Origin of the sequence: Pseudomonas guariconensis (assembly GCF_015680235.1) — a bacterium.
GTDB classification, from domain to species: Bacteria; Pseudomonadota; Gammaproteobacteria; order Pseudomonadales; family Pseudomonadaceae; genus Aquipseudomonas; species Aquipseudomonas guariconensis_A.
On sequence record NZ_JADLJL010000050.1, the window covers coordinates 1 to 19,671 of the forward strand.

Below are 19,671 nucleotides of genomic sequence, written 5' to 3' on the forward strand. Positions count from 1 at the left end.
TGAAGAGCCTTTTTTCAGCACAAAAACAAACGCCCCGAACAAGTCGGGGCGTTTGGTCTAGGGCCTATCAGTGTGTTTTCACACAGTCTGACCAGGCGCCTTTTCAGAATGAGATGGTGCGAGTGGCGGGACTCGAACCCGCAAGGCTCACGCCGACAGATTTTAAGTCTGCTGTGTATACCAATTCCACCACACTCGCACGCATGAAAGGGTCTTGCGACCGGCGCGCTTCCTAGGGGGGAAGGGCCTGACAATCAAGCGCGCTTTATAACCCATCGTTATAGACGAGTCAACCGTACCCCCTGTTTCAGGGAGTAATCGACTTGGCGACTTCACGCAGCTCCAAGGCTGAGGCGAGCAGGCTTTGGGCATGGCCGTCCATCGCCTTGGCATCGCTGCCATGCATCGTGTGGTGCAGGTACCGGACATGGCCGGCGAGCCCGTGGCAGACCTCTTCAAGCTGCGCGGCCGTGCGCTGCAGGTCCTCCTGCATGCACTGCATTCGATAGTTGGCGGGCATGGTCTTCCTTGGCTGATCAGCGGCTCGTGGACTATAGGGCAATTGACACATTGCTGTCATTAAGCCACTGTTCCAGCCATTGGATCCAATGAGCACTAGGAATGATCTGCGTGACGCCTCCAGGCGCAAACCCCCGCATCGTGCGGCCCAAACTGTTCTGGCGATTGCTGTTCGCCCAGGTCTACTTACTGGGCATCTTTTTCTACCTGAGCTTGGCATCACTGGGGGGCTACCTGCTGATGCTGGGCTTCGATGGCTTGCACCCACAGCCGCAGCGCACCCTGGCGCTGGCGGGCGGCGCGGGGATCGTGCTGGTCTGCCTCTGGCTGCTCAAGGTCGCCATGCCGCGGCGTCTCGGACCCAAGGTGATCGAGCGGGACACCTGACGAATCTGCACTCGGCGCTATGAGAGACCGGGACTTTTGGCTACGCTCAGTGGGTGGCCCTGGTAGTGCCCGCGGAGCTTGCATGGTTTTACCCGACAGTCCCTCCCGCCCGGAAATGCCACCCAACCGCTACGAGCAGTTGGTTCAGTCTGTCGTGGACTACGCCATCTACATGCTCGACCCCTCGGGGATGGTGGTGTCTTGGAACGCGGGCGCCGAGCGGATCAAGGGTTACCGCGCCGACGAGATCATCGGCCAACACTTCTCGTTGTTCTTCACTCCCCAGGACCGTGCCGATGGCCGCCCGCAGAAGCTACTGCGCCAGGCCTTGGAGCAAGGTGTGGCCCAGGACGAAGGCTGGCGCGTGCGCAAGGACGGCAGCCAGTTCTGGGCGCTGGCGGCCCTGGATGTGATTCGTGACGAGAACGGGCAGATCGTTGGCCTGGCCAAGGTAACCCGCGACATCACCGACCGCCGAGAATCGTCGCTGCAGCTCGATGCCATCCGCGCCCAACTGTTCCAGGCCCAGAAGCTCGAAGCCCTGGGCCAGCTCACCGGCGGCCTGGCCCATGATTTCAACAACCTTCTGACCATCATCCTCGGTGCCGCCCGGCTGGCCCACGGTAGCCAGGACCTTCAGCGGGTCCGGCGGCTGCTCGAGCATATCGTCAGCGCCGGCGAGCGGGGTACCCAGCTCACCCGACAACTGCTGACGTTCGCCCGCCATCGGCAACTGAGTGGCGTACGCGTCGCCCCGGCTGAACTGATCGACTCCACCCGTGGTCTTCTGCAGCATGGGCTGCCGCCGGGCATCGAGTTGCAAGAACGCCTGCAGCCCGACTTGCCGTTGATCGAGGTGGATGTCGCCCAGTTGCAGATGGTGCTGCTCAACCTGCTGTTCAATGCCCGGGATGCCATCGACAACGAAGGGCGCATCCTGCTGGAGGTGAGCTGCGTCGAACTGGCCGGCGAGGTGGAAGGCCTGCACGGGCGTTTCGTGCGCTTCGATGTGCAGGACACCGGCGAAGGCATCGACCCTAAGGTATTGCCGCGCATCTTCGAGCCGTTTTTCACCACCAAGCCCTTTGGCAAGGGTACCGGCCTTGGCCTGAGCCAGGCCTATGGATTTGCCAGGCAGAGCAACGGCGCTATCTGCGTGGCCAGCCAAGTGGGCGAGGGGACTTGCATGACCCTCTACCTGCCCGCCAGCCCAGGCGCCACCGACGTCGAACACAACGAGTAACGACTCATGGCAGAACCACTAAAAAGACTGGTGACGGGCATCGAAGGGCTGGACATGCTGCTCAAAGGCGGCCTGTTGGCGGGGGCGTCCTATATCGTCCAGGGGCCGCCAGGGGCGGGCAAGACCATCCTGGCCAACCAGCTTGCCTTTGGCCATGTTCGAAGTGGCGGGCGGGTGCTGGTGGCGACGTTGCTCAGCGAGTCCCACGAGCGCTTGTTCCAGTACCTGTCTACCCTGGCATTCTTCGACCCGGCCCTGGTCGGTGACCAGATCCAGTTCGTCAGCGCATTCGACACCCTCGAGCAGGAAGGCCTGGAAGCGGTGGTGCGGTTGTTGCGCCAGGAAATCGCCCGTCAGCAAGCCAGCCTGTTGATCGTCGATGGCCTGCTCAATGCCCGTGTGCGCGCGGAAACCAGCCTCGATACCAAGAAATTCGTCTCGGAGCTGCAGGGGCACGCCGCATTCGCCGGCTGCACCGTGCTATTGCTGACCAGTGCCAGGCTACAGGAAGGCAGCCCTGAGCACACCATGGTCGATGGTGTGATCGAACTGAGCGAACAGTTGGTGGGCAGCCGTGCGGTGCGCCAGGTCCAGCTGCGCAAGACCCGGGGGAGTGGTGCCTTGTCCGGCCTGCATGAATGCCTGATCGACCAAGGCGGCCTGCAGGTCTACCCGCGCCTGGAGGCGCTGTACAGCCACCCCAGTCAGCCGGGTTCGGATACGTTCAGCCGGGTTTCCACTGGCAGCGCCACGCTCGACGAGATACTCGGCGGCGGCGTGGCCAAGGGGTCGGTAAGCCTGGTCATGGGGCCATCGGGCATCGGCAAGACCTCCCTGGGCCTGGCGTTTTTGTCCGCTTCGACCGCTCAGGCGCCGGGCCTGCATTTCGGCTTCTACGAAACACCTGCCCGACTGGGCCTGAAAGCCACGACGCTGGGGTACGACTTTGCCCGCCTCGAGCGCGAGAACGCCCTGGAGCTGTGCTGGCAGACCACCACCGAGGGGCTGCTCGACCAACTTGGCGCGCATTTGCTTCACCGTGTCGAGTTGCTGGGGGCGCAGCGGGTGGTGATCGACAGCCTGGGCGCCTTCAGCCGCCTGGCTGTCGACCCGGCCCGGCTCAATGCCTTCTTCCGCGCCTTGATGGGCGAGTTGCGGGCGCGGGACGTCAGCGTGCTGGTGACCTGGGAAATGCGCGATATCTTCGGCTCCGAGATCACCGCGCCTGCCCCGGACCTTTCGAGCATCGTCGATAACCTGCTGCTGATGCGTTTCGTCGAGCTGGACTCCCGCCTGCGACGCATGGTTTCGGTGCTCAAAGTACGCGACAGCCATCACGACCCGGCGTTGCACGAGTTGTGCATGGGCCCGCAGGGCATTTACCTGCGCAAGGCCTTCGAAGGTGCCAGCGGGGTGCTCTCCGGCACACCCGTACCTACGGGGAGCGACTGATGGTATAGGGCGATGAATACGATCCTGATCGTCGATGACGAATACCTGATAGCCGATATCCTTGGGTTCGCCCTGGAGGACGAAGGCTTTCTGGTGGAAAAGGCGAGCAACGGCCACAAGGCCCTGGATGCGCTGAAGGAAAAGCGTGTGGAGTTGGTGATCACCGACTACATGATGCCCTTGCTCAATGGCGAGGAGCTGGCCAGGGCAATCCGCGATGAACTGCAGCTGGCAGACTTGCCGGTGATTCTCATGAGCGGCGCGCAGGCCAACCAGGGGCGTATTTGCCCCGAGTTGTTCGTCGCGGTATTCGACAAGCCGTTCGACATGGACAGGATGATCGCCAAGGTGCGCGAATTGCTGGACACCTGAGGCGCTACCCCGCGTGGGCGGGCCGATCGGTCAAGCGCATCCGTGCGGCTCGAGGCAAGGAAGGTCAGTGCTGGTCGTCGTTTTTCTCCGGGGCGGGGTTGCCCGCCTGGATGCGTTTGAAGATCTCTTCGCGATGGACCTGGACATCCTTTGGCGCATCGATACCGATCCTCACTTGCATCCCTTTGACTCCCAGAATGGTGACTTTGATGTCATCGTCGATGACGATGCTTTCGCCAACCTTGCGGGTGAGTATCAGCATGTAGTTCTCCTTGGTGATGGTGTAGTCCGCGCGGCCTTTTACCGCAGCGGCGGGAGCGGGTCCCTCTTCCTTCTCATTAAAGACGCTTTCGGCGAAGAGTAATTCCCCTGCAGATAAATTCTGTTACTTGTCTTCAGTCGCAGGTGCCGAAACCGACCGTAGGGTCGTACAGCGAAGGCGCTCGATGGCAAGGATAGGGGGCTGGCGTCCAGATGGGAAATTTCTCTGCTAGATAGCGTAAATAGAGCAATACAATAAGCGTTTATTTCGTTAACGCCTGTAGGAAAAGTAGCAATGACGCTTCCTCAGGCTCCAGTCCCCGGCGAGCCTTGATCCGTGGCAAGGCAGCCAGCCGGCCTTGCTGGTAATGGTCGAGCACGGCGGGGTGAATGTAGCAGCGTCGACAGACTGCCGGTGTATTGCCCAGGCGCGTGGCCACCTGCCGGACAATCGCCGCGACCTGGCGTCGAGCTTCGCTTTCCGGCTCCCAGGCCAGGGGACGCAGCAAGTCCAGGGCCAGGACGCTGCCCGCCCAGGTGCGGTAGTCCTTGGCGGTGAAGTCGGCACCGGTCAGCTGCTGCAGGAACTGGTTCACCTCGCTCGAGCCCACCGCGTGACGCTGGCCGTTTTCGTCCAGATACTGGAAGAGCGTTTGCCCGGGTAACTCCAGGCAACGCTTGATAAGCCGTGCCAGGCGCCGGTCACGCAGGCTGACGTTGTGCTCGACGCCCCGTTTGCCCCGGAACTGGAAGCGTATGGTACTGCCCTGGACACTTACATGGCGGTTGCGCAGGGTGGTCAACCCGTAGGACTTGTTCTCTTTCAGGTATTGCCGGTTGCCAATGCGGATCAAAGTGCTGTCGAGCAGGCTGACCACCAGGGCCATGACCTTCTCCCGGTCCAGGCCAGGTCGCGCCAGGTGCTGTTCCAGTTGCCGACGCAGGCCGGGTAGCACCTGGGCGAAGGCCAGCATGCGGTCATACTTGTGCTGATCGCGCAGCGCCCGCCATTGTGGGTGGTAGCGATACTGCTTGCGCCCGCGTGCATCGCGGCCAGTGGCTTGCAGGTGGCCCTGGGGGTCGGGGCAGATCCATACCTGGGTGTAGGCCGGTGGTATCGCCAGGGCGGCGATGCGGGCGAGAGTCTGGGCGTCGCGTATGCGCTGGCCTTCGGTGTCGAAGTAATGAAAGCGGTCGCGCCAGCGGCGTCGGCTCAGGCCGGGCTGGCTGTCGTCTACATAATGAAGCGCCGGAGGCAGCGGGCAATCGAACATGGGCGGTGGTCCATCGAACGGTCACAGATCAATGGACAACGGCTGCCTGGCCATTGCTCAGCCCAGCAGCGCCACCGACTTGATCTGCGCCCACAGGGCTTGGCCGGGGTGCAGGCCGAGGTGGTCGGCCGAATAGCGGGTGATACGCGCCAGCAACGGGCTGCCGGCCGCGTCGAGGCTCACCAGAACGTGCGCTGGGTTGTCCGCGGGGCGGCATTCGCGGACACGCACCGGCAGGCGGTTGAGGATGCTGGACGCGGTGTCGGCATCCAGCGCCAGGCTCACGTCGCGGGCCTGCACTTTCAGACGCAGGGAGCTGCCGTGGGTGAGCGTGGGGTGGGCGATGCGCAGCAGCGGGCCTTCGCAGCCTTGCAGGCGCACGTCGAACAAGTGGTAATGCGCATCGTGGCCCACGACTACACCTTCGAGCACCACGCCGGCGTCCTCGCCCTGGGCCAGGGGCAGGTCCAAGCGTGCCAGGGTCTCGCCGACCGAGCCGCTGGCCAGGGCGCGGCCTTGCTCCAGCAATACCAGATGGTCGGCCAGGCGGGCCACTTCATCCTGGGCATGGCTGACGTAGACCAGCGGGATCTCCAGTTCGTCATGCAAGCGTTCCAGGTAGGGCAGGATTTCGCGTTTGCGCGGCGCGTCCAAGGCCGCCAGCGGCTCGTCCATCAGCAGCAGGCGTGGGCTGGTGAGCAAGGCGCGGGCGATGCCGACCCGTTGCGCTTCGCCGCCCGACAGCGTCGCCGGCTGGCGTTCGAGCAGCTCGCCGATGCCCAGCAGGTCGCAGGCATGGGCCAGGCTGACCTTGCGTTCGCCCTGGGCGATGCGCCGCCAGCCGAACTCCAGGTTGCCGCGAACCGACAGGTGCGGGAACAGGCTGGCTTCCTGGAAGACATAGCCCAGCGGCCGTTTGTGCGGTGCCAGGAAAAAGCCACTGGCGCTGTCTTGCCAGACGTCGCCGTTGATCTCGATATAGCCATCGGCTCGCTCCAGCCCGGCCAGGCAGCGCAGGCAGGAGGTCTTGCCCGAGCCGGAGTGGCCGAACAGCGCGCTGACGCCACGCCCGGGCAGTTGCAGGTCGACATCCAGGGTGAAGTCGCCGCGCGCCAGGTTCAGGCGCGCCAGGATCGAGGGGCGCATGTCAGCTCCACCCCGCCTTGCCACGGCGCCCGGCGTGGAGCATCAGCAGTACCAGGAACGAGAACACCAGCATGACACCGGCCAGCCAGTGGGCCTGCGGGTAGGCCATGGCCTCGACGTGGTCGAAGATCTGTACCGAGACCACGCGGGTCTTGTCGGGGATGTTGCCGCCAATCATCAACACCACGCCGAACTCGCCCACGGTATGGGCGAAGCCCAGGATGCTGGCAGTGACGAAGCCGGGTCTGGCCAGCGGCAGTACTACATGGATGAACGTATCCCAGGGGCTGGCGCGCAGGGTCGCGGCCACTTCCAGCGGCCGCTCGCCGATGGCGCTGAAGGCGTTCTGCAAGGGCTGCACCACGAACGGCATGGAATACACCACCGAGCCGATCACCAGCCCTGCGAAGCTGAACACCATGCTGCCCAGGCCCAAGGCCTGGGTCGCTTGGCCGATCCAGCCGTGGGGGCCGAGGGCGATCAGCAGATAGAAGCCGATCACGGTCGGCGGCAGCACCAGAGGCAAGGCCACCACTGCTCCGATTGGGCCGCGCAGCCACGAACGGGTGCGCGCCAGCCACCAGGCGATCGGCGTGCCCAGTACTAGCAGGATAAGGGTAGTCAGGCTGGCCAGCTTCAGCGTCAGCCAGATCGCACCCAGGTCAGTGGCATCCAGTGGCATCAGATCTCATACCCGTAGGACTTGATCACCGCGGCCGCCTTGGGGCCCTTGAGGAACTCGACCAGGGCCTTGGCGGCCGGGTTGTCCTTGCCTTTGTCGAGGATCACCGCATCCTGGCGGATGGGCTCGTGCAACTGCGCCGGAACGACCCAAGCCGAGCCGCTTTGCACCTTGCCATCCTTGTACACCTGCGACAGCGCCACGAAGCCCAGTTCGGCATTGCCGGTGGAGACGAACTGGAACGCCTGGGTGATGTTCTGGCCTTCGACCAGCTTGGGCCGGGTGGTTTCGGCAAGGCCGAGCTTGTCGAGCACCTGGGTGGCGGCCAGGCCATAGGGCGCGGTCTTGGGATTGGCGATGGACAGGTGCCGGTAGTTGCCAGTCTTCAGGATGGCGCCTTGGGCATCCACATAGCCGGGCTTGGCCGACCACAGCGCCAAGGTGCCGATGGCATAGGTGAAGCGGGAGCCGGGAACGATACGTTTTTCCTGCTCCAGCTTGGCCGGGGTGATGTCATCGGCAGCAAGGAAGACTTCGAACGGTGCGCCGTTGCTGATCTGCGCATAGAACTGGCCCGTGGCGCCATAGGCGGCGACCAGTTTGTGGCCGGTGTCCAGCTCGAAGGCCTTGGCGATGGCCTGGATGGGCGCTGTAAAGTTGGCCGCCACAGCCACTTGGACCTCATCGGCCCAGGCGCTGTTGCAGATGATCAGGCTGGCCAAGGCAGTGTTAGCCAGGAACGGTAGGCGGATGCGCATGGGGAGGGTCCCTGTTGGGTGGGTATCGTTATGGCGTTAACTATATAGCGATTGAGTGCCAGCCGGAAAGGGGCGGCAGGGGCAGGGCAGCTCGGCGGGAAAGGGCATTGGCGGGTGCAGGGCAGGGCGCTACCATCGGCGGCGACGTCCTTCCCATTTCAACAAGCACAGGAAGCGTATGAACGAACAAGCACTCTCCCTGCAGGAGCTGGCGGCCCCGGAAGGCACCTGCTTCGGCTGCGGCTGCTCCCATCCCAGCGGCCTGCACCTGAAAAGCCATTGGGACACCGACGGCATCCACTTGCTGTGCCGGCACTCCCCCGACAGCGGCTTCATCGGTTGGCCGGGCCTGGTCTACGGCGGCTTGCTGGCCATGCTGGTGGACTGCCACTCCAACTGGACCGCCATGGCCTACCACTACCGTGCCGAAGGCCGCGAGCCGGGCAGCCTGCCGCGTATCGACTGCGTCACCGGCACGCTCAACCTGACCTACCTCAAGCCCACCCCGATGGGCGTCGAGCTGCTGCTCAAGGCCCGGGTGGAAGGTGAGGTAGGGCGCAAGAGCCGGGTCATCTGCGAGGTATGGGCAGGTGACGTGCTGACCGTCTCCGCCGATTCGCTGTTCGTTCGGGTGGATACCGAGAAACTCAAACTCAAGGCCCACGGCCAGGCGTGATGGTGTTCAGGGGAAGTGGCCGATGCGCCGGGATGTCTCTAGAGTGATACCTCTCCATTTCCCCAAGGGTTGACCATGACCGATCTCAGCGCATTCCCCATTACCCGCAAATGGCCGGCGCAGCATCCCGAGCGCCTGCAGCTGTACTCATTGCCCACTCCCAACGGGGTCAAGGTGTCGATCATGCTGGAAGAGATCGGCCTGGCCTACGAGGTGCACAAGGTCAATTTCGACAACGACGAGCAGATGAGCCCCGAGTTCATTTCCCTGAGTGCGAACAACAAGATTCCCGCCATCCTCGACCCCAACGGGCCGGGCGGCCAGCCGCTGCCGTTGTTCGAGTCCGGGGCGATCCTGCAGTACCTGGCCGAGAAGACCGGCCAATTGCTCAGCCAGGACCCGGCGACCCGCTACCAGACGATGCAGTGGCTGATGTTCCAGATGGGCGGCATCGGGCCGATGTTCGGCCAAGTGGGCTTCTTCCATTTCTTCGCCGGCAAGGAGTACGAGGACAAGCGCCCGCGAGACCGCTACGTCAACGAGTCGAGGCGCCTGCTGGGCGTGCTCGACCGGCACCTGGTTGGCCGAGAATGGATGGTGGGCGAATACAGCATCGCCGACATCGCCATCTTCCCCTGGGTGCGCAATCTGGTGGAGCGCTATAACGCCCGGGAACTGGTGCGTTTCGACGAGTTCAAGGAAGTCCAGCGGGTGCTGGCCAGCTTCCTCGCACGGCCTGCCGTGCAGCGAGGCCTGAAGATCCCAGGCTGAGCCCTGGCCGGGGGGGTAAACCCGCTCTCATAGAACAACGCATAACTATTTGAGTTTGCAGGTCCTTGTGGGAGCGGGCTTGGCCCGCGATTGGGCCTGGCCCGATATCACCGTCGCCTGGCAAGGGCTTCGCCCTTGATCGCGGGACAAGCCGGCTCCCACAGGTACGGCGGTGTCTCTGAAAACAGCGCAGGCCTCGTGGGAGCCAGCTGTCTTTCCCTTCCACCTGACCCAGCACAATTCGCCTCGTAACCCACGCTTGCGCGTGACCTCGGTCAATGTTCGCCCTAGGCTTGTCAGGAAACAATGCTCCAGGAGAACACGATGATCCGCTGCAAGCGTGTCTATGACCCGGTCGAGGACGGCGATGGCCAGCGGGTGCTGGTCGATCGCCTGTGGCCGCGCAACAAGCGCAAGGAGGACCTGCACGGCCAATGGCTGAAGGAAGTGGCGCCTTCCGATGTATTGCGCAAGGCGTTTCACCATGGCGAGGTGGATTTTTTCGGCTTCACCGAACGCTACCAGCAGGAGCTGGCTGCCCATCCCGAGCATTGGTACCCACTGTTGGACCTCGCCGCCAAGGGCACCCTGACCCTGCTGTATGCCGGCAAGGACACCGAGCACAACAATGCCCAGGTGCTGGCCGCCTGGCTGGAGGACGAGCTGGAGCGTCGTGGCCCGGGCAGCTCGCCCGTGTGCTACGCCCAATAGCCGTTACCGGAGAACGCCGCCGATGCCCCTTGAACTGAGCCCGGCCAGCGACGCGCATCGCACCTTCGCGCGGGACCTGACCCGGCGGGCCATGCTGCCGTATTACCGCGAGTTCGACCTGCTGTGGATCGAGGAAGCCTTCGACGAGGCCTGGCACTGGCGCGAGCAATGGTTGGTCACCGAAGGGGAGCGCCTGCTGGGTTACTGCAGCCTCAGTCAGGACCGCCAGGCTTTGTTCATCCGCGAGCTGCACCTGTTACCCGAGTACCGTGGTCGTGGTGTAGGGAGCTGGGTGCTGGAGACCCTCGCCGGCTGGGCGGCGCAGCGGCATCTGCCATTGCTGCGGCTGATGGTGTTTCGGACCAACCCGGCCCGTGCGCTCTATAGCCGGCATGGTTTCGTCGAAATGGGCGAGGACGAATGCTTCGTCCGGATGCAGCGCGCGATGGGTAGCTGACCAGTCGGGCAATTTCTGACTGATAGCGCAACGATGGCTTGCGCGGATTGGATCCTAAAAGGCATAGTGCCATCTGGGTTGCCGACCATTCACTCGAAGGTCGCACCGGCATCGTAGTCAAAGGACAAGAGGAAGGGAGTCGAATGAATGGATTTGGCCCGCGCCTGCGGGAGGAACGTGAGCGTCTGGGGCTGACCCAGCGGGTGTTCGGCGATATCGGCGGCGTCGAACCCAACGCTCAGGGCAAGTATGAAAGCGGCGAGCGCACCCCCCGGGTCGATTACCTGGCTGCCTTGGCGAGCCGAGGCGTGGATGCGCTCTATGTGCTCAGCGGCGTGCACACCCCGGCGCCCTTGGCCAGCCTCACCCTCGAAGAAGACCGCCTGCTGGGGGTTTTTCGCCGCCTGTCCGAGGCGGACCAAGCCGCCGTGCGGCATGTGTTGAATCGCCTGGCCGGCGAAGGAGGGGAGCGCGAAACGCCGAGAATGCGCAAGATGGACCGGCAGGCGCTTTTCGAACTAGGTTAGCGGCGAGAAATTTTGTTAAGGTGGCGGGATCCAATCGCCCCATTGACGAGGTGTCTGCTTGATTAGGGTCTTGGTGGTCGATGATCACGATCTGGTGCGTACCGGCATCACCCGCATGTTGGCCGATATCGACGGCTTGCAAGTAGTAGGTGAGGCGGATTCCGGCGAGTCGGCGCTCAAGCTGGCTCGCGAGCTGAAGCCGGACGTAGTCCTCATGGACGTGAAAATGCCAGGGATCGGCGGCCTGGAGGCGACCCGCAAGCTGTTGCGCAGCCATCCGGACATCAAGGTAGTCGCGGTAACCGTGTGCGAGGACGACCCGTTCCCTACGCGCCTGATGCAAGCTGGCGCTGCCGGCTACCTGACCAAGGGCGCGGGCCTGGACGAAATGGTCCAGGCCATCCGCCTGACCTTCGCCGGGCAGCGCTACATCAGCCCGCAGATCGCCCAGCAGCTGGCGCTCAAGTCGTTCCAGCCCCAGGGCTCGCCGTTCGATGCACTGTCGGAGCGGGAGATCCAGATCGCCTTGATGATCGTCGGCTGCCAGAAGGTACAGATCATCTCGGACAAGTTGTGCCTGTCGCCCAAGACCGTCAATACTTACCGTTATCGGATCTTCGAAAAACTCTCGGTCACCAGCGACGTCGAACTGACCTTGCTGGCCGTTCGCCACGGTATGGTTGACGCGAATCTGTAGATCTTCATGTCACAACTCTTCGATGCCAGCGCCTTCCTGGCGACCTGCAGCGGTCGCCCAGGTGTCTACCGAATGTTCGACGCCGAGGCGCGGCTGCTCTACGTGGGCAAGGCCAAGAACCTCAAGAAGCGCCTGGCCAGCTATTTCCGCAAGACCGGCCTGGCGCCCAAGACCGCCGCACTGGTGGGGCGCATCGCCCAGGTCGAGACCACCATCACCGCCAACGAGACCGAGGCGCTGCTGCTGGAGCAGACGCTGATCAAGGAATGGCGGCCGCCTTACAACATCCTGCTGCGCGACGACAAATCCTACCCTTACGTGTTCTTGTCTGACGGCGAGTTCCCACGCCTGGGCATTCACCGCGGCGCCAAGAAAGCCAAGGGGCGTTACTTCGGCCCATACCCCAGCGCCGGAGCCATCCGCGAAAGCCTGAGCCTGCTGCAAAAGGCCTTCTCCGTGCGCCAGTGCGAGGACAGCTACTACGCCAACCGCACCCGGCCTTGCCTGCAATACCAGATCAAGCGCTGCAAGGGCCCATGCGTAGGGCTGGTGTCGCCAGAGGAGTACGCCGAGGATGTACGCCACTCGGTGATGTTCCTCGAAGGCCGTAGCCAGCAGTTGGGCAACGAGCTCAATGCCGAGATGGAAAAGGCCGCCATGGCCCTGAACTTCGAGCGGGCGGCCGAGTTGCGCGACCAGATCGCCTTGCTGCGCCGCGTCCAGGACCAGCAGTACATGGAAGGCGGTTCGGGCGACGTCGACGTGGTAGCGGCTTTCGTCAACCCGGGCGGCGCCTGCGTGCACCTGATCAGCGTGCGTGGCGGGCGAGTGCTGGGCAGCAAGAACTTCTTCCCCCAGGTGGGCATCGAGGAAGAGGTGGCCGAGGTGATGGCCGCGTTCCTGTCGCAGTACTACCTGGGCAACGCCGAGCGCGAATTGCCGGGCGAACTGATCGTCAACGTCACCCACGAGGACTTCGCCGCCATCACCGAGGCCGTGCAGACCCTACGTGGTCGTGAGCTGGCCATCAGCCACCGGGTGCGCGGCACGCGGGCACGTTGGCAGCAACTGGCCGTGACCAACGCCGAGCAAGCCCTTAACGCCCGCCTGGCCAACCGCCAGCACATGGCCGCCCGCTTCGAGGCCCTGGCCCAGGTGCTGGGCCTGGACGAGGTGCCCCAGCGTCTGGAGTGCTATGACATCAGCCACTCCAGCGGCGAGGCCACCGTGGCCAGCTGCGTGGTGTTCGGCCCCGAAGGGCCGCTCAAGTCCGACTACCGCCGTTTCAACATCGAGGGCGTGACCGCCGGCGACGACTATGCCGCCATGCACCAGGCCCTGACCCGGCGCTTCGGCCGCATCAAGGACGGCGAGGGCAAGCTGCCGGACGTGCTCCTGGTGGACGGCGGCAAGGGCCAGCTGAACATGGCGCGTGAAGTCATGCAGGAGCTGGCCCTGACCGATCTGACCCTGCTCGGCGTAGCCAAGGGCGTGACGCGCAAGGCCGGTTTCGAAACCCTTTACCTCAATGACGTGGCCCATGAGTTCACCCTCAAGGGGGACTCCCCGGCGCTGCACCTGATCCAGCAGATCCGTGACGAAGCTCACCGCTTCGCCATCACCGGGCACCGTGCCCGCCGCGGCAAGGCCCGGCGGACTTCGAGCCTGGAGGATGTCGCCGGGGTAGGGCCCAAGCGCCGCCGCGACCTGCTGAAACATTTCGGCGGTCTGCAGGAGCTCAACCGCGCCAGTATCGACGAAATTGCCAAGGCGCCCGGTATCAGTAAAAAGCTTGCCGAGTCGATTTATGCCAGCCTGCATAGCGAGTAGAATGCCACCCTCAACCTGCAGCCAGTCGTGCCGATGAATATTCCAAACCTGCTCACCGTTCTTCGCGTCCTGCTCATCCCGATCTTCATCCTGCTGTTCTATGTGCCCTATCACTGGAGCTACATCGCCGCCAGCACGGTGTTCGCCATCGCTGCGGCAACCGACTGGCTCGACGGCTACCTGGCCCGACGTCTGCAGCAGAGCACGCCCTTCGGCGCCTTCCTCGACCCGGTGGCCGACAAACTCATGGTCGCGGTGGCCTTGGTGTTGCTGGTGCAGGTGCACGCCAACTTCTGGCTGACCCTGCCGGCTGCGGTGATCATCGGCCGCGAGATTGTCGTCTCGGCCCTGCGTGAGTGGATGGCCGAGCTCGGGGCGCGGGCGCATGTGGCGGTCTCCAACCTCGGCAAATGGAAAACCGCCGCGCAGATGCTGGCGCTGGTGATACTGCTGGCCAACCCGCCGGTACTCAACGCCTGGGTGGTGCTCGGTTATGCGCTGTTGCTGGTCGCGGCAGGCTTGACCCTGTGGTCGATGGTCCACTACCTGGTCGCTGCCTGGCCGCACCTGCGCGAAGGCACCGAGCAGAAGTAAAAGTTTTTTTGAATCAAGGGGTTGACGTCGTTTGGCAGATCGCTAAAATGGCAGCCATCACGACGCGGGAATAGCTCAGTTGGTAGAGCACGACCTTGCCAAGGTCGGGGTCGCGAGTTCGAGTCTCGTTTCCCGCTCCAGATTCGATCCTTCAAGTTTTTGTAGGGTCACCGAAAAAGAGGCCTCAGGGCCTCTTTTTTTGTGCCTGCGATTTGCCGCGAGCCAGGCGCTTGTACACCAGGGGCAGGGCGGTGGCGACGCTTGATACCGCATAGCGCCCCATCGAGGGACAAGCCCGCTCCCACAGGTCTGTGGCCACTTCAAGAATCCCGAGCCCCTGTGGGAGATCACCCAGCCCTTTGGGCTGCGCCGTCGCGCAGATAACTAGCGGCTAGCGCCGCCCCTCTGTGGGAGCGGGCTTGTCCCGCGATGGCTGCACCGCCATGCCAACCGGTCTCGTGGTTGTGCCAATGGGCCATAACTAGGGCGCTGTTCGCGACTCCCTATCGATCTCCGCTGGCCATTCGACCTTCGGCGCCAGGCGTTTTGCAATGTCGCACCAAAGTACATCGTTATGGTCCAGTGGCGGGTTCGGCAATGGCAGGTTCGTCGGGCCTTCTTGCATGTAGGTACAAACATACGTCCAGACGGCTTAATCCAGCCCCATGCTGCTCAACGGAAAGCGATCAATTACCTTATTGATACCTGACTCAAGGATAATAAAAACCTAAGCCCCAGTGCTACAGTCCATACTCCGATTGAAATGGATTATATGCTAATTATTAGTGGTTCATGGCTATTGCTGTGAAGGCTGGCTTTAATCATGATTGGAGAGGTAAAAATAAGTAGTACGATTATAAATGGCGTGCAGATCAAGTTTGCGTTTCGAAGGGGTAAGTTTTTTTCACTCGAGCAGCCAGCCAGTATCACCTTTAATCAGTACCCCACCATGGTCCGTATGATCGCCCTGTCGTGCCACAGGCTTTCCATTTATTTGATAATTCGTGGAGCCCTCGATGATAATAGCGCCGCAGCTGGTTCGATCTCCTATGCAGGCAACTGCTTTATCGTTGAATTGGTAGGTCTTGCTGCCACTTACCACGATGCCTGAGCCATGCAAGGGGCATTCATGTTGGTGGCCAACGAGTGCAACGGGTTTCATGATGTCTCTCCTGAAAAAGGTGCGGAACGAGATTCAAGATCCATTTCTTTTGGCCATTGAACCTTCGGTGCGAAATGGGGAATGAAGTCGAAGGCTGTGGGCTCGTTGTTCCAATCCCTAGGTGGATGGACAAATTCCGGAAGGGCTTGAGGGCCCTGCTCCATGAAAAGCTGGGCAATGGTCCAATATGCCTGCCCCTCCACCCAATCATGGGAAAAGAAGAACCGGTCGATTACTTCGTCTGTACCGGGTTTGCGGACTGAAATGATGATGTTCTCGATCAGGCCGCCGTTCCCCATAGGTAGATAGATACTACACGCTTCAGCATGCAAGTCATCCCAGTCGTAGACCTCTGGCTGTACTCCCCAGCGACGACGGCTGAACACTCGAAAACGATCAAGTTTGAACTGATAGACATATACTTTTCGGCGAAGGCGATTGAAGCGTATAGGCTCGTCGCGAGGAAGTTCAACGTCCATGCGTATTATGGATAATGTTAGCCATTGTAAAGAAATTAAAATGACAAAAGATATTATGCTGAACTCGATTTTCAGTTGGTGAGATTTCGATTGGGATAGATATATAAAACATAGTTCTCCAAGTGTGCATGTTGAAAACAACAAAATGCCAAGCAAGGCTGAGATTCCTCTGATTCGCACTGACGATCTTGGTAGTTCAAGGTAAATGTTGTTGTAATGGTTGGGTGGCGGTTGAATTCCTTTTGCTTTTTGAGTAGTCCAGGCAATGTCTCCATGTACAGGTAAATCAAATTTCCAACCGGGCGAACGGGAGGGTAGGGGGCTCGCTTTTTTACTCATCTACTTGCCTCTTGTAATGTGATTTCTGCGTATGCGCTTGGTATGCCGCGCTCCGGCCAATATGTAAAAATCAAAGTCGCTGCGACGATGTTGTGTTGACCGATTTCGGGAGTTGGCTCAATTGTGCCGGTTATGCTTCTGTATCTAAATCCTCTTACTTTTGTGTGATCGATATTGTTTATGCTTACAGACTCTCTTCTGTGGTCAGGGAGTTTAGGGGGGGGGACGGATTCATGTTTGAAATGGCGAGGCTGGCCGTAGCACCACTCGGCAAACAAAATTCATCACTGGCCACTTCTTCGCCCCGATTATGGCGATATCCAATTGAGTCTCCTTGTCGGTGAACAATCAAATGCCAACGGTAGCTCGATCTATGTTTGTTGAACTCGGGAATTTTGATGTTGAATTTGATTTTTCTGTCTAGGTTGAGGTTAACCAGTCCGCCAGGTTTTTCACTTGCCGTTGGGTTGGTTTTTTCTGATGCAAATTCAATAAATACGTCAAGTCCTAAAGTTGCAGCATTGAATTCGGCGAATGCAATATCAGCAAGCTCTGGAGTGTTCCAGTGAATGACAGGTGTCTCGTTAGTCTTTCCGAAATAACAGCGTCTAGCCCAGCGCTCGAAGGGTATGGATTCATTTTTGCGTGCCCATCGCATGAATCCATATGCAAGCATGCCCATAGTTATGGCTAGCCCTAGCGGACCTAGTAATAGAGGTGTATGTACGGCCATTACTGCATAGGACGTTCCGGCTAAGTAAAGCGCGCTGGCCATTAAATATCCACCAAGCGCATTAGTGTCTCCTGCAAAGAATGCGGTTTTTGTCAAGGAAACTGTTTGAGCTACATCATAGAACCCGGCGACGGTACTAATTATCGAGCCTGTTTTTACTAGCGCTACTCCACTATTAAATGCGCTGCCCGCAAAACCAGACGCCGAGGCATGCTTGAAACCTTCCCGGAGGGTAATCCCCAGCACTTCCATGCCCCCGCCCAGCAACGCCAACCGGCTCCCGCGCAATGCCAACAACGCTTCCTTCGACTTGGCACCAATCTCCGTTTCCGCTTTCGCCAGGTTCTTGTCCAGGCTGTCGCTGAGCAGATAGAGCCTACCCAGCCCCAGCCCCAGCCCCAGCAGCAGTTGCCAGCTGCCGATCACTCCGCGCAGGCCGGTGAAGCTGGTGCGCACCAGTTGGGCTGGGCTGCTTGTCGCAGGAAAACCGTAGACCCGTAGAAGCTTTGACCGATTCATTCCACGAGCCAGTCGGCGTCACCTTCGACAATTGTTCCGCCATGGTCTGTCGTGTCTCCTTGCCGCGCAGCAGGGTGACCTTCGATTAGCGTGCTTACCGATCCAGTTTCGATGATGGCTCCGCAGCTAACTTCGTCACCGGCGCGGGCGATGGGTTTGCCATTGACGAATGTAGCGCTCGCGCCAGTGGTGATAGTGCCCTTTCCATGAAGCGGGCAGATGTGGAGGTGACCAACAAGAGCAATGGGTTTCATATCAGGTATCAATATCCGGACAGGTGAGTGTTTTGCTAGTGAAATATGAAAAGTTGGCTTGATAGAGGTCTCGTAAAGGACTGTCTACACGCGAAGATTTCTTGTATTGGGGCGGTAATTCGTAATTAGGGCGCCGTTCGCGACTCCCTATCGATCTCCGCTGGCCATTCGACCTTCGGCGCCAGGCGTTTTGTAATCTCGCACCAAAGCACATCATTATGATCCCGTGGCGGGTTCGGTGGCGGTAGCGTTTCTGGGCCATCTTGCATGTAGACGCATATATAGGACCAGGCATATTGATCGGCACCCATAAGGGTCAGAGAGAAACGATCAATTACATTGTGGGTGCCCGGTTCTACGATTGAAAGCATTACGCCCCGTTTGACGCCGCTTCCTTGTGCCCAACGCTCTGCTCTGACGTTGGGCCAGTCGTAGCTCACCGTATGTACGTACCATTTGCCGAAAGGATTCCACCAAGGAAATTTAAAGTTATAAGCATATATTTTATTTCTGGCTCGATTGAATCTAATAGGTTCATCTCTCGGCGGGCAAAGACTAATACGGAGACCGAAAGCTATGCTCCAGATGCCTATTAGTAAAGTCGGCACGCCTAGTAAAATAGATTCGAGGTCATCGGTGCGAAAACTATCAATTATCATGCCTGGTATATAAATTGTTGTGTACAGGACGGGCAGAACCAATAACAATTTAAGGTCTCGCAGAAGATGCAAATTTCTAGGGATTTCCAAATACACAGAATCCTGATGGTTCGGTGTTTGATCACCTAATGCTGCCTCTAGATTTGGTACCTCGCAGGGGGGAGGGAGATCCTCTTTCCATCCAATACATGGGGGGATTAGAAGTGGGCGACTCATTGAACCTTTCCTTATAATTCAATTTTATCTTCTCTAACTAACAGCTGCGCACTTGAAGCTTCGTCATGCTCGTTTGGCCAGTACGTCAGAAGCAGCTCGATAGCATTAATGCCGTGATTGTCGTTCAGTGGTAGTGCCCCCTGAAGGAGCAAGATTTGATTCTTTTTATCATGATGCACGATCGCTTGTGTTTGGGTGGTGTCGATGAGTATCTTTCCATTCGAAGCATCCGCTAATGTTGTTCGCTCTGGGTTTGTACTATCACCTGATAGGGTTGCGCTTCCTCCATTGCTGCCAGTCGAATAAATAACTAAACGCCATTCATATCTAGAGTGCGCCGGACTGAATTTTGGAAGTCGGAGACTGTACTTTAGAGTGAAAACTATGGGGACGGCGTCGCTAGGATTGAGTAGTCCAATTGGTGTGGATATATGTATGTTACTGGCATGAAGAAAGCGCGCCTGGACAGATACATCAGCCTGCATGCCAATTGCTGCGGCATTCAAGGCGCTGATAGCTACGTCGAGATCGCTAGCCTTGACCCAGTGGCGATAGGTCTCGGGCACCCCCCATTTGCAGGAGCGCGCCCACAACTCCATTAATGTTGATTCTTCTTGTTTTGCTAAATTAGAAGCTGCAAATGCGCTCACCCCCAAAACAAGTGCAAAACCCAATGGGCCAAATAATGAACTCCCTGCAAGAGATGCATAAATACCAGTCAGAGCTGATGCTGAGGCAGCCGAGCTGGCGAACCAATATTCTCGGCTAGCATTAATATCCCCATTTTTTTTTGATCTAATGGCAGAAGATCTGTACTGCACCGCATCCATCAACCCAGCTGCCGCCGCAATACCTCCACCATATTTGGCGATCTGCCCCCCAAACCCAACAGTCGGATTTTGCGCAGCCATGAGTTTTTGCGGCCGCAGCGTTTCGAGAGCTCGTCCTGTAGC

23 protein-coding genes, 2 tRNA genes and 2 pseudogenes are annotated in these 19,671 nt (G+C 60.0%); 13 read left to right on the forward strand and 14 right to left on the reverse strand.

The genetic code is table 11. The features are described 5' to 3' along the window. Positions 1 to 114 precede the first annotated feature (114 nt). Positions 115 to 199, reverse strand: a tRNA-Leu gene (locus tag IRZ56_RS21815). Between the two features lie 108 nt (positions 200 to 307). Continuing rightward, positions 308 to 520, reverse strand: coding sequence for a hypothetical protein (locus IRZ56_RS21820; protein ID WP_196146850.1), 213 nt, complete (start codon positions 518 to 520; stop codon positions 308 to 310). Positions 521 to 621: 101 nt separating this feature from the next. On the opposite strand from IRZ56_RS21820, the gene IRZ56_RS21825 reads away from it, so the two are divergent. The 4 genes from IRZ56_RS21825 (at position 622) to IRZ56_RS21840 (ending at position 3,973) form a co-directional block, all read left to right on the forward strand. Then, on the forward strand, positions 622 to 906 hold the full coding sequence (locus tag IRZ56_RS21825; RefSeq protein WP_196146851.1) for a hypothetical protein: 285 nt from the start codon (positions 622 to 624) through the stop codon (positions 904 to 906). A gap of 82 nt (positions 907 to 988) precedes the next feature. Further along, on the forward strand, positions 989 to 2,149 hold the full coding sequence (locus IRZ56_RS21830; RefSeq protein WP_230381100.1) for a two-component system sensor histidine kinase NtrB: 1,161 nt from the start codon (positions 989 to 991) through the stop codon (positions 2,147 to 2,149). 6 nt (positions 2,150 to 2,155) lie between these two features. Further along, positions 2,156 to 3,601 carry an ATPase domain-containing protein gene (locus tag IRZ56_RS21835; protein ID WP_196146852.1) on the forward strand — a complete coding sequence of 482 codons (1,446 nt, stop codon included), beginning with the start codon at positions 2,156 to 2,158 and terminating at the stop codon, positions 3,599 to 3,601. Positions 3,602 to 3,613: 12 nt separating this feature from the next. Then, positions 3,614 to 3,973 (forward strand): response regulator, encoded by a 360-nt coding sequence (locus tag IRZ56_RS21840; RefSeq protein ID WP_196146853.1) that lies wholly within the window; start codon positions 3,614 to 3,616, stop codon positions 3,971 to 3,973. Positions 3,974 to 4,037: 64 nt separating this feature from the next. Here IRZ56_RS21840 and csrA read toward each other — a convergent pair whose 3' ends face one another. The 5 genes from csrA to modA form a co-directional block, all read right to left on the reverse strand. Beyond that, positions 4,038 to 4,235: a carbon storage regulator CsrA gene (gene csrA / locus IRZ56_RS21845; protein WP_043211735.1), complete on the reverse strand. Its 198-nt coding sequence runs from the start codon at positions 4,233 to 4,235 to the stop codon at positions 4,038 to 4,040. A 262-nt stretch (positions 4,236 to 4,497) separates the two neighbouring features. Continuing rightward, positions 4,498 to 5,508 carry a DNA topoisomerase IB gene (locus IRZ56_RS21850; RefSeq protein WP_196146854.1) on the reverse strand — a complete coding sequence of 337 codons (1,011 nt, stop codon included), beginning with the start codon at positions 5,506 to 5,508 and terminating at the stop codon, positions 4,498 to 4,500. A 57-nt stretch (positions 5,509 to 5,565) separates the two neighbouring features. After that, complete coding sequence (gene modC, locus IRZ56_RS21855) at positions 5,566 to 6,654, reverse strand: molybdenum ABC transporter ATP-binding protein (protein WP_196146855.1); 1,089 nt, start codon at positions 6,652 to 6,654, stop codon at positions 5,566 to 5,568. A 1-nt stretch (position 6,655) separates the two neighbouring features. Beyond that, positions 6,656 to 7,336, reverse strand: a complete 681-nt coding sequence (modB, locus tag IRZ56_RS21860; protein WP_196146856.1) for a molybdate ABC transporter permease subunit — start codon at positions 7,334 to 7,336, stop codon at positions 6,656 to 6,658. Then, a complete protein-coding gene (gene modA / locus IRZ56_RS21865) occupies positions 7,336 to 8,094 on the reverse strand; it encodes a molybdate ABC transporter substrate-binding protein (protein WP_196146857.1) in 759 nt (252 codons plus the stop codon). The genes modB and modA overlap by 1 nt, the downstream gene beginning before the upstream one ends. A 178-nt stretch (positions 8,095 to 8,272) precedes the next feature. Here modA and IRZ56_RS21870 point away from each other — a divergent pair, with 178 nt between their 5' ends. The 9 genes from IRZ56_RS21870 (at position 8,273) to IRZ56_RS21910 (ending at position 14,497) form a co-directional block, all read left to right on the forward strand. After that, positions 8,273 to 8,770: a PaaI family thioesterase gene (locus tag IRZ56_RS21870; RefSeq protein WP_196146858.1), complete on the forward strand. Its 498-nt coding sequence runs from the start codon at positions 8,273 to 8,275 to the stop codon at positions 8,768 to 8,770. 75 nt (positions 8,771 to 8,845) lie between these two features. Further along, entirely contained in the window at positions 8,846 to 9,541 is a 696-nt protein-coding gene (locus tag IRZ56_RS21875; RefSeq protein ID WP_196146859.1) for a glutathione S-transferase N-terminal domain-containing protein, read from the forward strand. A 324-nt stretch (positions 9,542 to 9,865) separates the two neighbouring features. Then, positions 9,866 to 10,252, forward strand: a complete 387-nt coding sequence (locus IRZ56_RS21880) for a DUF488 domain-containing protein (protein WP_196146860.1) — start codon at positions 9,866 to 9,868, stop codon at positions 10,250 to 10,252. 22 nt (positions 10,253 to 10,274) lie between these two features. Further along, positions 10,275 to 10,709 (forward strand): GNAT family N-acetyltransferase, encoded by a 435-nt coding sequence (locus IRZ56_RS21885; RefSeq protein ID WP_196146861.1) that lies wholly within the window; start codon positions 10,275 to 10,277, stop codon positions 10,707 to 10,709. A 143-nt stretch (positions 10,710 to 10,852) separates the two neighbouring features. Next, positions 10,853 to 11,236 (forward strand): helix-turn-helix domain-containing protein, encoded by a 384-nt coding sequence (locus IRZ56_RS21890; protein ID WP_196146862.1) that lies wholly within the window; start codon positions 10,853 to 10,855, stop codon positions 11,234 to 11,236. A 58-nt stretch (positions 11,237 to 11,294) separates the two neighbouring features. Beyond that, a complete protein-coding gene (gene uvrY / locus IRZ56_RS21895) occupies positions 11,295 to 11,933 on the forward strand; it encodes a UvrY/SirA/GacA family response regulator transcription factor (protein ID WP_084855634.1) in 639 nt (212 codons plus the stop codon). 6 nt (positions 11,934 to 11,939) lie between these two features. Beyond that, the gene (gene uvrC / locus IRZ56_RS21900) at positions 11,940 to 13,763 is read left to right on the forward strand and encodes an excinuclease ABC subunit UvrC (protein ID WP_196146863.1); all 1,824 of its coding nucleotides are present in this window, start codon (positions 11,940 to 11,942) and stop codon (positions 13,761 to 13,763) included. A 33-nt stretch (positions 13,764 to 13,796) separates the two neighbouring features. Continuing rightward, positions 13,797 to 14,357 (forward strand): CDP-diacylglycerol--glycerol-3-phosphate 3-phosphatidyltransferase, encoded by a 561-nt coding sequence (gene pgsA, locus IRZ56_RS21905; RefSeq protein WP_196146864.1) that lies wholly within the window; start codon positions 13,797 to 13,799, stop codon positions 14,355 to 14,357. A gap of 64 nt (positions 14,358 to 14,421) precedes the next feature. Beyond that, positions 14,422 to 14,497: transfer RNA gene (locus tag IRZ56_RS21910), tRNA-Gly, on the forward strand. 341 nt (positions 14,498 to 14,838) lie between these two features. Here the strand turns inward: IRZ56_RS21910 and IRZ56_RS23300 are convergent. From IRZ56_RS23300 to IRZ56_RS21935, 7 genes and pseudogenes are all read right to left on the reverse strand, one after another. Next, a pseudogene (locus IRZ56_RS23300) lies at positions 14,839 to 14,994 on the reverse strand (hypothetical protein); the annotation flags it as partial. 267 nt (positions 14,995 to 15,261) lie between these two features. Then, positions 15,262 to 15,519 (reverse strand): PAAR domain-containing protein, encoded by a 258-nt coding sequence (locus tag IRZ56_RS21915; RefSeq protein ID WP_196146865.1) that lies wholly within the window; start codon positions 15,517 to 15,519, stop codon positions 15,262 to 15,264. Then, the gene (locus tag IRZ56_RS23305; protein WP_328312048.1) at positions 15,516 to 16,337 is read right to left on the reverse strand and encodes a DUF6708 domain-containing protein; all 822 of its coding nucleotides are present in this window, start codon (positions 16,335 to 16,337) and stop codon (positions 15,516 to 15,518) included. Before IRZ56_RS23305 ends, IRZ56_RS21915 begins: the two co-directional genes overlap by 4 nt. Positions 16,338 to 16,521: 184 nt before the next feature. Further along, positions 16,522 to 17,589, reverse strand: a complete 1,068-nt coding sequence (locus IRZ56_RS21925) for a hypothetical protein (protein WP_196146866.1) — start codon at positions 17,587 to 17,589, stop codon at positions 16,522 to 16,524. Continuing rightward, positions 17,586 to 17,843 (reverse strand): PAAR domain-containing protein, encoded by a 258-nt coding sequence (locus IRZ56_RS21930; RefSeq protein ID WP_196143352.1) that lies wholly within the window; start codon positions 17,841 to 17,843, stop codon positions 17,586 to 17,588. Before IRZ56_RS21930 ends, IRZ56_RS21925 begins: the two co-directional genes overlap by 4 nt. Positions 17,844 to 17,968: 125 nt before the next feature. After that, positions 17,969 to 18,718, reverse strand: a complete 750-nt coding sequence (locus IRZ56_RS23310) for a DUF6708 domain-containing protein (RefSeq protein ID WP_328312050.1) — start codon at positions 18,716 to 18,718, stop codon at positions 17,969 to 17,971. An 11-nt stretch (positions 18,719 to 18,729) separates the two neighbouring features. Continuing rightward, positions 18,730 to 19,671 (reverse strand): annotated as a pseudogene (locus IRZ56_RS21935) (hypothetical protein); the annotation flags it as partial.

Coding starts and splice junctions, on each gene's coding strand:
- IRZ56_RS21820 (WP_196146850.1), bottom strand. CDS start 520: ATGCCCGCCAACTATCGAATGCAGTGCATGCAGGAGGACCTGCAGCGC.
- IRZ56_RS21825 (WP_196146851.1), top strand. CDS start 622: ATGATCTGCGTGACGCCTCCAGGCGCAAACCCCCGCATCGTGCGGCCC.
- IRZ56_RS21830 (WP_230381100.1), top strand. CDS start 989: ATGGTTTTACCCGACAGTCCCTCCCGCCCGGAAATGCCACCCAACCGC.
- IRZ56_RS21835 (WP_196146852.1), top strand. CDS start 2,156: ATGGCAGAACCACTAAAAAGACTGGTGACGGGCATCGAAGGGCTGGAC.
- IRZ56_RS21840 (WP_196146853.1), top strand. CDS start 3,614: ATGAATACGATCCTGATCGTCGATGACGAATACCTGATAGCCGATATC.
- csrA (WP_043211735.1), bottom strand. CDS start 4,235: ATGCTGATACTCACCCGCAAGGTTGGCGAAAGCATCGTCATCGACGAT.
- IRZ56_RS21850 (WP_196146854.1), bottom strand. CDS start 5,508: ATGTTCGATTGCCCGCTGCCTCCGGCGCTTCATTATGTAGACGACAGC.
- modC (WP_196146855.1), bottom strand. CDS start 6,654: ATGCGCCCCTCGATCCTGGCGCGCCTGAACCTGGCGCGCGGCGACTTC.
- modB (WP_196146856.1), bottom strand. CDS start 7,336: ATGCCACTGGATGCCACTGACCTGGGTGCGATCTGGCTGACGCTGAAG.
- modA (WP_196146857.1), bottom strand. CDS start 8,094: ATGCGCATCCGCCTACCGTTCCTGGCTAACACTGCCTTGGCCAGCCTG.
- IRZ56_RS21870 (WP_196146858.1), top strand. CDS start 8,273: ATGAACGAACAAGCACTCTCCCTGCAGGAGCTGGCGGCCCCGGAAGGC.
- IRZ56_RS21875 (WP_196146859.1), top strand. CDS start 8,846: ATGACCGATCTCAGCGCATTCCCCATTACCCGCAAATGGCCGGCGCAG.
- IRZ56_RS21880 (WP_196146860.1), top strand. CDS start 9,866: ATGATCCGCTGCAAGCGTGTCTATGACCCGGTCGAGGACGGCGATGGC.
- IRZ56_RS21885 (WP_196146861.1), top strand. CDS start 10,275: ATGCCCCTTGAACTGAGCCCGGCCAGCGACGCGCATCGCACCTTCGCG.
- IRZ56_RS21890 (WP_196146862.1), top strand. CDS start 10,853: ATGAATGGATTTGGCCCGCGCCTGCGGGAGGAACGTGAGCGTCTGGGG.
- uvrC (WP_196146863.1), top strand. CDS start 11,940: ATGTCACAACTCTTCGATGCCAGCGCCTTCCTGGCGACCTGCAGCGGT.
- pgsA (WP_196146864.1), top strand. CDS start 13,797: ATGAATATTCCAAACCTGCTCACCGTTCTTCGCGTCCTGCTCATCCCG.
- IRZ56_RS21915 (WP_196146865.1), bottom strand. CDS start 15,519: ATGAAACCCGTTGCACTCGTTGGCCACCAACATGAATGCCCCTTGCAT.
- IRZ56_RS23305 (WP_328312048.1), bottom strand. CDS start 16,337: ATGAGTAAAAAAGCGAGCCCCCTACCCTCCCGTTCGCCCGGTTGGAAA.
- IRZ56_RS21925 (WP_196146866.1), bottom strand. CDS start 17,589: ATGAATCGGTCAAAGCTTCTACGGGTCTACGGTTTTCCTGCGACAAGC.
- IRZ56_RS21930 (WP_196143352.1), bottom strand. CDS start 17,843: ATGAAACCCATTGCTCTTGTTGGTCACCTCCACATCTGCCCGCTTCAT.
- IRZ56_RS23310 (WP_328312050.1), bottom strand. CDS start 18,718: ATGAGTCGCCCACTTCTAATCCCCCCATGTATTGGATGGAAAGAGGAT.